Origin of the sequence: Streptomyces sp. NPDC014801, from assembly GCF_043082085.1 — a bacterium.
Lineage (GTDB): Bacteria > Actinomycetota > Actinomycetes > Streptomycetales > Streptomycetaceae > Streptomyces.
Genome location: NZ_JBIBXG010000009.1, coordinates 78,627 through 92,228, shown reverse-complemented (window position 1 = coordinate 92,228; position 13,602 = coordinate 78,627). Strand labels below are relative to the sequence as shown.

Annotated in this window: 14 protein-coding genes and 1 tRNA gene; 10 read left to right on the top strand and 5 right to left on the bottom strand. The window is 72.8% G+C overall.

What is annotated here, in order from left to right:
- Positions 1-136: 136 nt before the first annotated feature.
- The 5 genes from ACF1AL_RS22325 to ACF1AL_RS22305 all read left to right on the top strand — a co-directional run bounded on the left by ACF1AL_RS22325 (position 137) and on the right by ACF1AL_RS22305 (position 5,335).
- Positions 137-1,342 (top strand): DNA polymerase III subunit delta', encoded by a 1,206-nt coding sequence (locus tag ACF1AL_RS22325; protein ID WP_366836864.1) that lies wholly within the window; start codon positions 137-139, stop codon positions 1,340-1,342.
- 114 nt (positions 1,343-1,456) lie between these two features.
- Positions 1,457-3,037 carry an alpha/beta hydrolase gene (locus tag ACF1AL_RS22320; RefSeq protein WP_391827056.1) on the top strand — a complete coding sequence of 527 codons (1,581 nt, stop codon included), beginning with the start codon at positions 1,457-1,459 and terminating at the stop codon, positions 3,035-3,037.
- A 109-nt stretch (positions 3,038-3,146) separates the two neighbouring features.
- Positions 3,147-3,223 (top strand) — tRNA-Thr (locus tag ACF1AL_RS22315).
- A gap of 307 nt (positions 3,224-3,530) precedes the next feature.
- Positions 3,531-4,259, top strand: coding sequence for a hypothetical protein (locus ACF1AL_RS22310; RefSeq protein ID WP_391827053.1), 729 nt, complete (start codon positions 3,531-3,533; stop codon positions 4,257-4,259).
- Positions 4,260-4,441: 182 nt separating this feature from the next.
- Complete coding sequence (locus tag ACF1AL_RS22305; protein WP_391827051.1) at positions 4,442-5,335, top strand: glycosyltransferase family 2 protein; 894 nt, start codon at positions 4,442-4,444, stop codon at positions 5,333-5,335.
- A 271-nt stretch (positions 5,336-5,606) separates the two neighbouring features.
- On the opposite strand, the gene ACF1AL_RS22300 is transcribed toward ACF1AL_RS22305, so the two are convergent.
- On the bottom strand, positions 5,607-7,301 hold the full coding sequence (locus ACF1AL_RS22300; RefSeq protein WP_366836860.1) for a bifunctional 3'-5' exonuclease/DNA polymerase: 1,695 nt from the start codon (positions 7,299-7,301) through the stop codon (positions 5,607-5,609).
- Positions 7,302-7,450: 149 nt separating this feature from the next.
- On the bottom strand, positions 7,451-8,179 hold the full coding sequence (locus ACF1AL_RS22295; protein WP_391827049.1) for a Clp protease N-terminal domain-containing protein: 729 nt from the start codon (positions 8,177-8,179) through the stop codon (positions 7,451-7,453).
- An 84-nt stretch (positions 8,180-8,263) separates the two neighbouring features.
- Between ACF1AL_RS22295 and ACF1AL_RS22290 the strand changes: the two genes are divergently transcribed.
- Positions 8,264-9,379: a DUF2786 domain-containing protein gene (locus ACF1AL_RS22290; RefSeq protein ID WP_391827047.1), complete on the top strand. Its 1,116-nt coding sequence runs from the start codon at positions 8,264-8,266 to the stop codon at positions 9,377-9,379.
- Between the two features lie 69 nt (positions 9,380-9,448).
- Here ACF1AL_RS22290 and ACF1AL_RS22285 read toward each other — a convergent pair whose 3' ends face one another.
- Both ACF1AL_RS22285 and ACF1AL_RS22280 read right to left on the bottom strand, forming a co-directional pair.
- Positions 9,449-10,042, bottom strand: a complete 594-nt coding sequence (locus ACF1AL_RS22285) for a DUF4232 domain-containing protein (RefSeq protein WP_391777953.1) — start codon at positions 10,040-10,042, stop codon at positions 9,449-9,451.
- Positions 10,043-10,109: 67 nt separating this feature from the next.
- Complete coding sequence (locus tag ACF1AL_RS22280) at positions 10,110-10,631, bottom strand: hypothetical protein (RefSeq protein WP_391777952.1); 522 nt, start codon at positions 10,629-10,631, stop codon at positions 10,110-10,112.
- A 710-nt stretch (positions 10,632-11,341) separates the two neighbouring features.
- Here ACF1AL_RS22280 and ACF1AL_RS22275 point away from each other — a divergent pair.
- The 4 genes from ACF1AL_RS22275 (at position 11,342) to ACF1AL_RS22260 (ending at position 12,957) form a co-directional block, all read left to right on the top strand.
- Positions 11,342-11,716 (top strand): VOC family protein, encoded by a 375-nt coding sequence (locus ACF1AL_RS22275; RefSeq protein ID WP_366840621.1) that lies wholly within the window; start codon positions 11,342-11,344, stop codon positions 11,714-11,716.
- Between the two features lie 7 nt (positions 11,717-11,723).
- Complete coding sequence (locus ACF1AL_RS22270) at positions 11,724-12,083, top strand: metalloregulator ArsR/SmtB family transcription factor (RefSeq protein WP_366840620.1); 360 nt, start codon at positions 11,724-11,726, stop codon at positions 12,081-12,083.
- Positions 12,080-12,541, top strand: coding sequence for an SRPBCC domain-containing protein (locus tag ACF1AL_RS22265; protein WP_384214551.1), 462 nt, complete (start codon positions 12,080-12,082; stop codon positions 12,539-12,541). Before ACF1AL_RS22270 ends, ACF1AL_RS22265 begins: the two co-directional genes overlap by 4 nt.
- A 146-nt stretch (positions 12,542-12,687) precedes the next feature.
- Complete coding sequence (locus tag ACF1AL_RS22260; RefSeq protein ID WP_366840618.1) at positions 12,688-12,957, top strand: DUF397 domain-containing protein; 270 nt, start codon at positions 12,688-12,690, stop codon at positions 12,955-12,957.
- A gap of 80 nt (positions 12,958-13,037) precedes the next feature.
- Here ACF1AL_RS22260 and ACF1AL_RS22255 read toward each other — a convergent pair whose 3' ends face one another.
- Positions 13,038-13,511, bottom strand: a complete 474-nt coding sequence (locus tag ACF1AL_RS22255; protein ID WP_366840617.1) for an ATP-binding protein — start codon at positions 13,509-13,511, stop codon at positions 13,038-13,040.
- Between the last annotated feature and the right edge of the window lie 91 nt (positions 13,512-13,602).

Sequence of the window (13,602 nt, the reverse complement as noted above, 5' to 3'; positions counted from 1 at the left end):
CGTGGCGGAGGGCGCGGCCGGTGGTCGCGCCCTCCTGCCTCTTGACGGCGGGCAGGCGCCCGTCGGCCTCGTTGTCAGTGGTCACCCGCACAATGGATCCTGCAAGGTGGAACAGGACGAAAGGGCGGGGTGACCCATGAGCGTGTGGGACGACCTGGTCGGGCAGGAGCGGGTGAGCGAGCAGCTGGCCGCCGCCGCCCGGGACGCCGACGCCCTCGTGACCGCGGCCGAGACGGGCTCGCCGGCGCCGCAGGCGTCGAAGATGACCCACGCCTGGCTGTTCACGGGACCGCCCGGCGCCGGGCACGTCCACGCGGCACGCGCCTTCGCCGCCGCGCTGCAGTGCGTGAGCCCCGACCGCGCCCTGGGCGGCACCCCCGGCTGCGGCTTCTGCGACGGCTGCCACACGGCGCTCATCGGCACCCACGCCGACGTCACCACCGTCGCCGCGGTGGGCACGCAGATCCTCGCCGAGGACATGCGGGACACGGTCCGCAAGTCCTTCACCTCGCCCGCGACCGGCCGCTGGCAGGTCATCCTCGTCGAGGACGCCGAGCGACTGAACGAGAAGTCCGCCAACGCCGTCCTCAAGGCCGTCGAGGAGCCCGCCCCGCGCACGGTGTGGCTGCTGTGCGCCCCCTCGATCGAGGACGTCCTGCCGACGATCCGCTCCCGCTGCCGCCACCTGAACCTGAGCACGCCGTCGGTCGCCGCCGTGGCCGACATGCTGGTGCGCCGGGAAGGCGTCGAGCCGGACGTCGCGGCCGCGGCGGCCCGCGCCACGCAGGGGCACGTCGACCGGGCCCGCCGCCTGGCCACCGACCCGGCCGCGCGGGAGCGCCGCGCCGCCGTGCTGAAGCTGCCGCTGCGCGTCGAGGACGTCGGCGGCGCCCTCAAGGCCGCGCAGGAACTGGTCGACGCGGCCGCCGAGGACGCCAAGGCGCTGGCGGAGGAGCTCGACGCCAAGGAGACGGAGGAGCTCAAGGCGGCGCTCGGCGCGGCCCAGGGCGGGCGCCTGCCGCGCGGCACCGCGGGCGTGATGAAGGACCTGGAGGACAAGCAGAAGCGGCGCCGCACCCGCACCCAGCGCGACAGCCTGGACCTCGCGCTGACCGACCTCACCGGCTTCTACCGTGACGTCCTCGCCCTCCAGCTCGGCTCCCGCGTCGCCATCGCGAACGCGGACGCCGAGGACGCGCTGGAGCGCCTCGCCCGCGCCGGCACCCCGGAGTCCACCCTGCGGCGCATCGAGGCGATCGCCGCGTGCCGCGAGGCCCTCGACCGCAACGTGGCACCGCTGCTCGCGGTGGAGGCGATGACGATGGCGCTCAGAGCGGGCTGAGCCGGACGGAGACGAGCGGGCGGGGCCGGCCGGGGCGCCGCGAGGACGTAACTCGTACGGGTCACGTAGCGTACGCAACGCATGCGGTGCGTCGCTCAGCGTTACGCTCGCCGAATGCACACAAGGCGCACTCTCCGCAGGTCCCGTATGGCCGCCGGCGTCCTGGCCGCCGCAGCGCTGCTGGTGGCCGGCTGTTCCGACGGCGGTTCCACGAACACCGCCAGCACGACGACGGCCCAGGCGGCGCTGGCCCCGCTCTCGCAGGCCACGCCGTCCGCGCTGGCGTCGTACTACGGCCAGAAACCCGTCTGGCGCTCCTGCGGTGTCCCCGGGTTCCAGTGCGCCACGCTGAAGGCCCCGCTCGACTACGCCCACCCCGAGGCGGGCCAGGTAAGGCTCGCGGTGGCCCGCAAGAAGGCCACCGGACCGGGCAAGCCGCTCGGCTCACTGCTGGTCAACCCGGGCGGACCCGGCGGCTCCGCGGTCGGCTACCTCCAGGAGTACGCCGGGATCGGCTACCCCGCGCAGGTCCGCGCCCGCTACGACATGGTCGCCGTCGACCCGCGCGGCGTGGCCCGCAGCGAGCCCGTGGAATGTCTCGACGGCCGCCAGATGGACGCCTACACGCAGACCGACGTCACGCCGGACGACCAGGAGGAGACCGACGAGCTGGTCGCGGCGTACAAGAAGTTCGCGGAGGGCTGCGGGGCGCGCTCCGCGAAGCTGCTGCGGCACGTCTCCACCGTGGAGGCCGCCCGCGACATGGACATCGTGCGCGCCGCGCTCGGCGACCGGAAGCTGACCTACGTGGGCGCCTCGTACGGGACGTACCTGGGGGCGACGTACGCCGGGCTGTACCCGGACCGGGTGGGCCGGCTGGTGCTGGACGGGGCGATGGACCCCTCGCTGCCGGCGCGCCGGATGAACCTGGACCAGACGGCGGGCTTCGAGACGGCGTTCCAGTCCTTCGCGAAGGACTGCGTCAAGCACGCCGACTGCCCGCTCGGCGGCCCGCGCACCACCCCGCAGCAGGTCGGCGACCACCTCAAGGCGTTCTTCCGCAAGCTCGACGCGCACCCGATCCCGGCCGGTGACGCCGACGGCCGCAAGCTCGGCGAGGCGCTCGCCACGACCGGGGTGATCGCGGCGATGTACGACGAGGCGGCCTGGGAGCAGCTGCGCGAGGCCCTCACCTCGGCGATGAAGCAGAACGACGGCGCCGGGCTGCTCTCCCTCAGCGACAGCTACTACGAGCGGGACTCCGGCGGCCGCTACGCGAACCTGATGTTCGCCAACGCCGCCGTGAACTGCCTCGACCTCCCGCCCGCCTTCGACAGCCCGCAGCAGGTGGAAAAGGCCCTGCCCGCCTTCGAGAAGGCCTCCCCGGTCTTCGGTGCCGGCCTGGCCTGGTCGTCCCTGAACTGCGCCTACTGGCCGGTCCGGGCGACGGGCGAGCCCCACCGCATCAAGGCCGCGGGCGCCGCCCCCATCGTGGTCGTCGGCACCACCCGCGACCCGGCGACCCCCTACCGCTGGGCCCAGTCCCTGACCCGCCAGCTCTCCTCGGCCCGCCTGCTCACCTACGTCGGCGACGGCCACACCGCCTACGGCCGCGGCAGCACCTGCATCGACTCCGCGATCAACACCTACCTGCTCCACGGCACCCCGCCCCCCGCCGGCAAGCGCTGCTCGTAACCCTGCCCCCACCAGCCCCGGATCCCCCACTCCGGGGCTGGTACGAAGCACCCCCGGAAACTGTGTAGACTTACCGACGTTGCCGATCGCACCATGGTGCGGGCAGCACGCCGCTTTAGCTCAGATGGCCAGAGCAACGCACTCGTAATGCGTAGGTCTCGGGTTCGAATCCCGAAAGCGGCTCCACTGAAACCCCAGGACGGATCGTCTCCGACCTGGGGTTTTCTCGTTCAGCGGATAGGCGATGACGTCGGGCACCGTCCGCTCTCAGCCGGCCGGGGTCTCAGTTCGGGGCTCGTCACCGCGGTGGTCGGCCGAGTGTCCCCGCCGGGTCTCGGCCCGCAGGGTTGGTGAGAGTGCGGTGAGCATCACCGGGACGGCGTAAGTCGCCGACCGCGCCTTGTTAGCGTGGACATTTCATGGCCGGCGACCACCACGAGCCCGGCCCTGCAGCCGCTCGTCGCCCACAGACCCAGGAACTGCAGGTAACAGGATGAGGATCGCGAAACTCGGTGGGGCTGTGTCCCTGGTGCTGCTGCTGGCGGCCTGCGGTACGACGGGTGAATCCAAGGGGTCCGACACCACGGGGCCTTCGGCGTCCGCCTCGTCACCGCGGCCCGTGCCCGCGGCGGACAAGGGACCCGAGTGCGAGGGCGGCACGGGTGCGCAGGGACTGCACCTCCTGCGCGGTGGCGCGACCGAGGTACCGGGCGCGGGCAAGGTGACGTACGCGCAGGCGAACGCCGACGGCAAGCACCGCACGGCCGTACTGACCGCCGGCGCGAGCAGGCAGACGGTGAGCGCGGGACAGAAGATCACCGTGAACGGGCACTCCTTCGCGGTCGCCCAGATCTGCACCTACCGTGTGGTGCTCACCACGGCGGAACACAACGGCACGAACCAGGGGGCTCACATGGCCAAGTGGCCGACGACGCACGACGGCCAGTGGCGGCTGCGCTGGCACGTGCCCGACAACGGCCCGGGCGCGGGAGCCGTCGTCACCGACATCCAGAGCGGTCCCGCCCGGGCGTCGATCAGCGTGACCGCGGTCGGCAAGGGACAGCTCGCCTTCTACGACGATGTACGACAGGGCAGCACCGTCGAGATCGCGGGCAGGCTCTGGAAGGTCGAGGCGATCGACGCCGGTCACATGGACGTCGAGATGAACGCGCCGGACTTCCGGGCGGGCTACGTCGACCTGCGCGAACTCGGGGACGCCTAGGTCTGAAACAGGCTGCCGGGCTGCACGGTGGCGGGATCGGCCGGCTGGGGAAACAGGTGTAAAAAGGGCGCAAAGTGAAGGGGTGTCCGGGGAACGGGGGGTGGTGGGGGAACATCTTGGTGAACGACGGGCCCGCGCGGTCGTGTGTGGGTGTGGGCGGTGGCCGGATGGAGTGAGGGACGTTGGTGCAGCCGAGGATCGCGGTCTCCGTGGTGACCATGGGGAACCGGCCCGCCGAGGTCGACGCCCTGCTGGAGTCCGTGGCCAAGCAGGATCTCGCGCCCGCCCGCATCGTGATCGTCGGCAACGGCTGCCGGCTGCCCGAGTTCGCCCAGCGCTTGTCCCTGCCCGGTGAGGTCACCGTCGTCGAGACCGACGAGAACCTCGGCTGCCCCGGCGGGCGCAACGTCGCCCTCGACCGGCTGCGCGCCTTCGGTGACGTCGATGTCGTCGTGGAGCTCGACGACGACGGGCTGCTCGTCGACGCCGACGTCCTGCGGCGCGTGGCGGAGCTGTTCGACGGTGATCCGCGGCTCGGCATCGTGGGGTTCCGCATCGCCGACGAGAACGGGGAGACGCAGCGGCGGCACGTGCCGCGGGCCGGTGACGCCGATCCGCTGCGCGGCGGATACGTCACCGGGTTCCTCGGCGGGGGGCACGCCTTCCGCATGGCCATGCTCGACCAGATCGGGGACTGGCCCGCGGAGTTCTTCTTCGCTCACGAGGAGACCGACCTGGCCTGGCGGGCCGCCGACGCCGGGTGGAAGATCCTCTACGCGCCCGAGCTGCTGCTCCAGCACCCGAAGACCTCACCCGCGCGGCACGCCATCTACTACCGCGTCACCGCCCGCAACCGCGTGTGGCTCGTGCGGCGCCGGCTCCCGCTGCCGCTCATCCCCGTCCACCTCGGCGTCTGGATCGCCGTCACGCTGCTGCGCACCCGGTCGGCGGGCGGGCTGAGGGCGTGGTTCGGCGGTTTCGCGGAAGGGCTGCGGCAGCCGGCCGGTGAGCGGCGCCCCATGCGGTGGCGCACCGTGTGGCGGCTGACCCGGCTGGGACGGCCACCCGTCATCTGAGGCCCGGTCACCTGAGGCCCCGGTCATCTGAGGCCCGGTCACCTGAGGCCCCGGTCATCTGAGGCCCGGTCATCTGAGGCTCGGTCGTCTGAGACGCCGGCGAGCGGGGACGAGGACCCCGGCCGGTCACCTCTTCCGGCCAGGGTCCCCGTGTGTCCCCGGGATCCCGTCACGGCGGCGACACTCCCCCGAGCTGCGCGTGAACCGCGCGCGCCGTCGGACCGGGATCGACTGTCATGATCACATAAAAATCGGCGGGCGCACACTCGGTTTATTTGGCGTCGGCATAGCACTCCACCACCGCCGTCGTGAACGGAAAGCGCACCGGCGTCTCGCCGAACGTCAGCCGGCCCGCCACGTCGGCCGCCTCCCGGATGGCCGCCACGACCGCCGGCGCCTCCTCCTCGGGACAGTGCACGATCACCTCGTCGTGCTGGAAGAAGACCAGCTCCGCCGCCATGTCCGCGCACCGCTGCCGCAGCCCGGCGAGCATCAGCAGGGCCCAGTCGGCGGCACTGCCCTGCACCACGAAGTTGCGTGCGAAGCGGCCCCGCGCGCGGGCGTCGGTCGAGGCGTACCCGGGAACCCAGGCGCGGTCGCCCGCGTCGCCGGGCCCCGGTTCGCCCTCCGCCACCGGAATGCCCTCGCCCGTGTCGTCGGCGGCGCCCGCCGCCGGCGGGCAGGTCCGGCCCAGCCAGGTGCGCACCAGGCGGCCCTCCTCACCGGCACGCGCCGCGTCGTCGACGTACGCCACCGCGCGCGGGAAGCGGCGGCGCAGGGCGGCGAGGTTCTTCAGGCCGTCACCGGACGTCTGGCCGTACACCGCGCCGAGCACCGCGATCTTGGCCTGGCCGCGGTCACCGGCGAACGCGCGGTCGGACACCTCCTGGTACAGGTCGCTCTCGCGGCCGGCGACCTCCATCAGCCCCGGATCGCGCGAGATCGCCGCCAGCACCCGCGGCTCCATCTGGTCGGCGTCGGCGACGACGAGCCGCCAGCCGGGGTCGGCGACCACCGCCCGCCGGATCACCCGCGGGATCTGCAGCGCGCCCCCGCCGTTGGTGACCCAGCGTCCGGTCACCGTGCCGCCGGCCAGGAACTCCGGCCGGAACCGGCCCTCGCGCACCCAGTCCTGCAGCCAGGACCAGCCGTGCGCGACCCAGATGCGGTACAGCTTCTTGTACTCCAGCAGCGGTTTCACCGCCGGATGGCCGACGGACTCGATCTCCCAGCGGCGGGTCGATCTCACCTTGATCCCGGCCTGCGCGAACGCCTTGATCACGTCGGCGGGCAGGTCGGGGCGCACCCGGCGCCCGAAGGCCGCCGACACCTCGTCCGCCAGCTCGGCCAGGCGGCGCGGCTCGCCCCCGCCCGCGTACCGCTCGCCGAGCAGGTCGTGCAGCACCGCGCGGTGCACGTCCGCGCGCCAGGGCAGCCCGGCGCGGTTCATCTCCGCGGCCACCAGCATCCCCGCCGACTCGGCCGCCGTCAGCAGGTGCATCCGGTCGGGGTGTTCGGCGCGCGCGTGCCGGCGCTGCTGCTCGGCGTACACCTCGAGCAGGTCGGTCAGCGGCAGGTGGGTGGCCTGCGGCTCGAACAGCGAGGACTGGGCGCCCGGCTCCGCCGACCGCTGCGGCGGGTCGGGCGGTACGGGGCCGCCGCGCAGGCGTGCCAGCGCGGCGGCCGCCGAACGAGGTTCGCCGTAGCGGCCCTCGTGGCCCAGGAGGAGGGTCTCGGCGTCCTCGACGTCGTAGCACCGCTCGACTCGCACCCCCGTGGCGAGCAGACGCGGATAGACCTCGGCCGTGGAACGCCAGACCCAGCGCGTGACGTGCGGCCGGCTGCGCACGGCCTGCGCGAGGTCTTCCTCCCGCCGGACCGGACCGGCGGGCAGCCCGTCCGGGCCGAGGGGGGCGACGTCCACGCCACCGTCCTCGGCCGGGGCGAGTGCCCAGCGGTCGGCCATGTCGTGAGTGTCGCAGGGGGGTCTGACAATGGCGTCCGGGGCGAGGGGGAGGGTCGTCGCTGCGGGTTCGGACGGGGCCCAGTCCGCTGGGTGGGCGGGGTGAGGTGGGCTGTGGGCGGTTCGGGTGAGATCGGGTGTTCTCGGTGCGGTCAGTTCTCCTCGGCCGGTTCGATCCGGGCGAGGAGGTCCGCGATGTGGCGTTCCGTGGCCGGCTTGTCGATGCCGAGCGTGCTGAGGACGCCCTCGCCGTTCTCGTGCTCCAGCAGGGCCAGCAGGATGTGCTCGGTGCCGACGTAGTTGTGGCCGAGGCGCAGCGCCTCGCGGAACGTCAGCTCCAGCACCTTCTTCGCCGAAGAGCTGTACGGCACCAGGTCGGGCGCGTCCTCCACGGCCGGCGGGAGGGCCGCCCGGGCCGCCTCGCGGACGGCGTCCAGGGTGACGCCCTGAGCGGTGACGGCCTTTGCGGCGATGGCCTCCGGCTCGGCGAGCAGCCCGAGGACCAGGTGCTCGGGCAGGCCCTCCGCGTGGTGGGCCGCCTTGGCCTCGTTGTGCGCGGCCACGACGACGTTGCGGGCGCGCGTGGTGTAGCGGTTGAAGCCCTGGCTCGGGTCGAGGTCGGTGGACTCCTTCGGCACGAAGCGCTTCTGGGCCGCCTGGCGGGTGACGCCCATGCTCTTGCCGATGTCGGTCCAGGAGGCGCCCGAGCGGCGGGCCTGGTCGACGAAGTGGCCGATCAGGTGGTCGGCCACCTCGCCGAGGTGGTCCGCGGCGAGCACCGCGTCCTGGAGCTGTTCGAGGGGCTCTTCGTGGATCTTCTTGATGGCCGCGATGAGGTCGTCGAGGCGTACGGATGTCGTGAGAGCGGGGTTCGTCGACATGTGTCAACCGTAGGTTGACGATGCTCGGGCGTCAACCCTTGGTTGACGATCCGGGTTGTCAGTCGTCCGTGTCACGATCGTCGGGTGAGCACCGTCGAACGCGCCTTCCGAGCCGCCCTCTACGACACCGGCGTCACCGCCCTGGACACCGGTGCCTCCCTGCTGGCCGCCGACCCCGCGGCCGACGGCGAAGTCGAGCGGCGCGGGCGGGAGTTCGTCGCGGCGCTGTGGCGGCGTGGGTGGCAGCCCGCCGACCTCGTCCGGATCGTGCGGCGCGAGCTGGACGACGTCCATGTGGCGCTGGTCGCCGACCTCGTGCGGGCCCAGGCGCCCGACGACCGGGCCCGTGGTGCGCGCTGGCGGGCCCAACTGGACGAGCTGCCCGGGCCCGCCGAGGGGCGCGTGGATCGGTTCACCCGCGCCTCCGCCGTCCTCGAGCTGTACCGCCTGCTCGTACGGCTGCCCACGCTGGAGCCGCTGGAGGAACCGCGGCGGGTGCACGCCTCCGGCTCCCACGCCCGTACGCTCGGCCGGATCCGTGCGCTGCTCGCCAAGGCGGAGGCGACCGGCTATCCCGAGGAGGCCGAGGCGCTCACCGCCAAGGCGCAGGAGCTGATGGCACGGCACAGCGTCGACGAGGCGCTGCTCGACGCGCAGGCGCCCGCGCCGGACGCGCCCGGGGCCTGCCGGATCGGGGTCGAGCCGCCGTACGAGCAGGCCAAAGCCGTCCTGCTGGACGCCGTCGCCACCGCCAACCACTGCCGGGCGGTGTGGAACGAGGCGCTCTGCTTCTCCACCGTCGTCGGGTTCGAGGCCGACCTGGACGCCGTCGAACTGCTCTACACCTCGCTGCTGGTGCAGGCGCAGGCGGCGCTGAGCACGGCGGAGGCCGCGCAGCGCAAGGGCGGGCGCAAGCGGACGAAGACGTTTCGGCAGTCGTTCCTCGCCGCGTATGCGCATCGGATCGGTGGGCGGCTCGCGGCCGTGGCGGAGACGGCTGCGGCCGAGGCCGGGGTGAGTGACGAGCTGCTGCCCGTCCTCGCCTCGCGTGAGGTCGCCGTCACCGCCGCGGCCGATCGGATGTTCCCGCAGACCGTTTCCACCCGGCTGCGCGGGGTGAGCGACGCGGCCGGGTGGGACGAGGGGGCTCGGGCGGCGGATCGGGCGCGGGTGGGGGAGCGGCGACCGCCGTTGCCTTGAGGTGGCGGGCGCCGGTCCGGGGCGCCTCCTGGTTGGGGGTGCGTCCTCGTGGGGCGGTGCCCTCCGGCGTCAGTCGCCGGCCTGTTCGAAGCCGCTCACCGTCGCGTCCGGGGTGGTGCCCTTGAGGGCGACCTCGCCGTACGTCCACGGGAAGTTCTGCGTCGCGTCCGTGCCGGGCAGGGCGTACGTCGCCGTCTTCGCCGCGAGGCTCTGCGCGCCGGTCGCCGCCGCGCGCGTGTAGGTGATCGTGAACGACGTGGTCGCGCCCTTGGCCAGCGGGAGCTGTCCGGCCTGCGCGGCCTGGTCCGCGGGGACCGTCGCGTTCGTGTCGCCGGCCTGGAGGGTGACCTTCGGGAAGCCGTCCAGGGTGCAGTCGTCGCCGTTGTTGGTGAGCGTCACGGTCACCGTGCCGGTGTCTCCGGCGGCGGGGGCGGCGCTGACGGGGCCGACCTGTGCGGCGACGCTGCCGAGGGTGCAGGCGGTGCCGTTGCCGGTGCCGGCGCCCTTGGCGTCGGTGGTGGCGCCTGAGGTGGCCTTGGCGTCCGTGTCGTTGCCGCTGCCGCTGTCGCAGGCGGTGAGGAGGAGGGTGGCGGCGAAGACCGTGGCGATGGCCTTGACCGTGGTGCGGGCCGTGGTCTTGGCGGTGAGCGGCGTGGCGCGCATGTGCGGGATCCCCTGAGCTGGTCGAGATGATGCATCAGGGATCATCGCGCATGAGGTGGGCGCGTGCTTACTGACCCAGGCCTTCCGTGGGGAAGAAGGTGGGGGCTTTGCCGCCCTCGGAGCGGGTGTAGGTCTCCGTGCCGATGTCGCCCTGCCAGGTGACCTTGAGCGTGGTCTTGTTGACGGAGTCGACTTGGCCCGTGGTGCGGCTGCCCGCGGCGTTCTTGCCGCACTTCAGGTGGATGGTCTGGGGGGTGGTGCGGGGCTGGGTCTCGCCGCTGCAGACGGTGCCGCCGGTGGTGAAGAGGGCGGCCTTGGTGTCGGTGATGACGAGGACGACGGCCTTGCCGTTGGTGGTCGCCAGCCAGTTGCCTTCCAGGCTGGTCGGGGGGTGGGTGGGGGTGGTGGCCGTCGCGGTGGGGGTGGTCGCCGAGGCGGTGGTGGGGGTGGGGGTGTGCTTCCCGTCCGTGGAGTCCGTGGTGCTGCTGCAGGCGGTGACGGCGAGGGTGGCGGTCAGGGTGGCGGTGGCTGCGGCGGCGAGGGTGAGGCGGCGGCGGGTGCCGGCGCGGACGGGGGTCGGGGAAGTCACCGGGGCACGCTACCAACGGGTAGGTCGGTGCGGCCAGACCTTGTGGGCCGTTGTTCGTCGGGCGGCTGCCTGCGGGTGCCTGCGGCGCCTGGGCGGGTGGGTGCGGTTTCGTCGCCGGGTGCGGGTGCCTGCGGCGGCTGTGCGGGTGGGTGCGGATCGTTGCCGGGTGCGGCTGAGTGGGTGGTTGCTCGCGCAGTTCCCCGCGCCCCTTGAATGCCTGCGGCGGCCTGCGCGGGTCCGGTGGGGGCTGATGTAGCGCCTTCTGCCGGTGGGTGGGTCGGGGCCGTGGTGGGGGGTGTCCGTCCTCGGTACGGCCTTACGTCTCTCCAAGAGGCTGGCGAAAGGCAATGCCGTCCGCTGCGGGCGGACACCCCCCACCACGTCCCCTTCTCGCCGTCGGCGACTGCGGCACCATCGGGGCGCGCGCTGCGGGCCGTTCGCCCGCTCCACCCGCGGGCATGCGTGCCGCCTGGGGCGGCGCCCACCCAGTCATGCGTAGCTGCGGGCAGTCGTGCCGCTGGGGCGGCACGGGTGGGCGCAGCGGCACCCCGCAACGCCGGGCCGCGCATCACACGGCGGTCACCCCGGCGCCGGGCGCCTCGCAACGCCGGGCACCGTACCCACGGCGTTCACCCGCCCCCGGGGCAAACGGATCCGTAGGGGAAAACCTACGTTTGACACGTAGGGAAACGCCTACCTATCGTCGTCGTATGAACATCACGCACGCCTCCTTCGTCACCCTCCCCGTCGCCGACCAGGACCGCGCCCTGCGCTTCTACACCGACGTGCTCGGGTTCCGCGTCGTCGCCGACGTGCAGATGCCGCCCGGGCGGTGGGTGCAGGTCGCGCCCGCGGGGGCGCAGACCGTGTTCACGCTGGCGGGGCCGGGGATGGGGGGATTCGAGGCCGGGTCCGCCCGGGGGATCATGTTGGTGACGACCGATGTCGACGCCGACTGCGCCCGCCTCGCCGAGGCCGGCGTCGCGGTGCGGGGGCCGGAGGATCAGCCGTGGGGCCGTATGGCCTCCTTCACCGACCCCGACGGCAACGGTCTGATGCTGCTGACGGAGAAGGAAGGCTTCTGACCGCGCCATGACCACCGGAGCCGGGGCCCGTGACACCGCCGCCGAGGACCGTGTCTTCGCCGCGCTCGCCAACGCCACGCGCCGCGAGGTGCTGCGGCTGTTGCGGGACGGCGGGCCCCAGCCCGTGCAGGCGCTCGCCGATCACTTCGCCATGCGCCGGCCCAGCCTGTCGGAGCATCTGAAGGTGCTCAAGGACGCCGGGCTCGTCAGTGAGCAACGGGCCGGCCGGCAGCGTATCTACCGGCTGGAGGCGGTGCCGCTCGCCGAGGTGCAGGACTGGCTCCGTCCGTACGAGCGGTTCTGGCGCGAGCAACTGAAGGGGCTCGGCGATCTGCTCGACCGCATGCCCGACGATGAGCCCTCATGACCGACGAAGACGACGACCTGACCACGGTGCGGGTCGACCAGTTCTTTCCGCATCCGCCCGCGAAGGTCTGGCGCGCCCTGACCGAACCGGAGTTGCTGGCGCAGTGGCAGATGCCCGGCGCCGGGGACTTCCGGCTGCGGGTCGGCCACCGGTACCGGATGACCTCCGTCCCGCGGCCCAACACCGCTTTCTCCGGTGTCGTGGAGGTGGAGGTGCTCGCCTACGAGACCGAGCGGATGCTGTCCGTCCGCTGGGCCGACGCCGATCCGGCCAACCCGGCCGACTGGACGATCACCTGGAGGCTGGAACAGGAAGGCCGCGGAACGCGTCTCTTTCTGGTGCACGAGGGCTTCGATCCGGACGACCCGGCGCAGTCGATGGCCCGGCGCATCATGGGCGGCGGCTGGAAAGCGCATGTTCTGCCTGCTCTGGGGCAGACGCTGGAACGGTTCGGGTAAAGCGCTCGTCAAAGCTGTAACCGGGGAACCACCCCGCGTGCACGTGCATTTGCGTCTGCAGCTGCACGTGAACGGGGTTATGATCCGGATCAGTTGACCACTGCATCAATGGCCTCATCCGCCAGTGCACCTCCGGGGAGCGACCTGTGGACCACGACGTGTACGACGTTGAGAACGCGTCCGGCGTGTACAACGGCATCGCCGCCACGCGCCTGCACGGGGTGAACTGGCAGAAGAGCCGGCACAGCAACTCCCAGGGATCCTGCGTGGAGTTCGCCCGGCTGCCCGGCGGGGACGTGGCCGTCCGCAACTCCCGGTTCCCCGACGGTCCGGCCCTCGTCTACACGCGCGCGGAGATCGAGGCCATGCTCCTCGGGGTCAAGGACGGGGAGTTCGATCATCTGGTCGGGGGCTGACCGCCCGTCGACGGGCCCGTGGGGCAAGCGGTTTCTGGTGACGCGCGTAGAACCCCGGCGTCACAGGACACCGGGGTTCGTCAGGCGGGCGTGAGGCGGAACAGGGCCCAGACGACCTTGCCGCCCAGTGAGCCGCTGAGCGGATGCCAGCCCCAGCTGTCGCTGAAGGAGTCGACGAGGAACAGCCCGCGGCCGGACTCCGCCGAGAAGTCGTCGGCCTCGCGCGCCACCGGGCCCTCCTGACTGGCGTCGCGCACGGCGCACACCAGCCGCTCGGTCCACCGCATCAGGTGCAGCCGCACCGGGGGCAGCGGGTCGTGGGACGGCCCGTCCCCGGGCGGGGTCGCGTGCCGCAGCGCGTTGGTGACGAGTTCGGACACCACCAGGCACACGTCGTCGAAGCGGTCGCCCAGCTCCCACTGGTCCAGGGTGTGGCGGGTGAACCGGCGCGCCTCGCGGACGGCTTCCAGGCGGGCGGGCAGGGAACAGGAGGCGGCGTAGGACACGGCTGCGGGATCCAGCGGCGGAAGGCCCTGCCGTAACGGCTCGAGCATGGTCGATCCATTCGTCCCCATGCGAGGCACTCCCGGGAGTTCGCGGTCGTTGCGATGCAGCGGTGGCGCGGGACCATGGTTTCGGATGCGC

Excerpts from the sequence above, each read along its gene's own strand:
- ACF1AL_RS22325 (WP_366836864.1), top strand. The coding sequence starts at position 137 with ATGAGCGTGTGGGACGACCTGGTCGGGCAGGAGCGGGTGAGCGAGCAG.
- ACF1AL_RS22320 (WP_391827056.1), top strand. The coding sequence starts at position 1,457 with ATGCACACAAGGCGCACTCTCCGCAGGTCCCGTATGGCCGCCGGCGTC.
- ACF1AL_RS22310 (WP_391827053.1), top strand. The coding sequence starts at position 3,531 with ATGAGGATCGCGAAACTCGGTGGGGCTGTGTCCCTGGTGCTGCTGCTG.
- ACF1AL_RS22300 (WP_366836860.1), bottom strand. The coding sequence starts at position 7,301 with ATGGCCGACCGCTGGGCACTCGCCCCGGCCGAGGACGGTGGCGTGGAC.
- ACF1AL_RS22295 (WP_391827049.1), bottom strand. The coding sequence starts at position 8,179 with ATGTCGACGAACCCCGCTCTCACGACATCCGTACGCCTCGACGACCTC.
- ACF1AL_RS22285 (WP_391777953.1), bottom strand. The coding sequence starts at position 10,042 with ATGCGCGCCACGCCGCTCACCGCCAAGACCACGGCCCGCACCACGGTC.
- ACF1AL_RS22275 (WP_366840621.1), top strand. The coding sequence starts at position 11,342 with ATGAACATCACGCACGCCTCCTTCGTCACCCTCCCCGTCGCCGACCAG.
- ACF1AL_RS22270 (WP_366840620.1), top strand. The coding sequence starts at position 11,724 with ATGACCACCGGAGCCGGGGCCCGTGACACCGCCGCCGAGGACCGTGTC.
- ACF1AL_RS22265 (WP_384214551.1), top strand. The coding sequence starts at position 12,080 with ATGACCGACGAAGACGACGACCTGACCACGGTGCGGGTCGACCAGTTC.
- ACF1AL_RS22255 (WP_366840617.1), bottom strand. The coding sequence starts at position 13,511 with ATGCTCGAGCCGTTACGGCAGGGCCTTCCGCCGCTGGATCCCGCAGCC.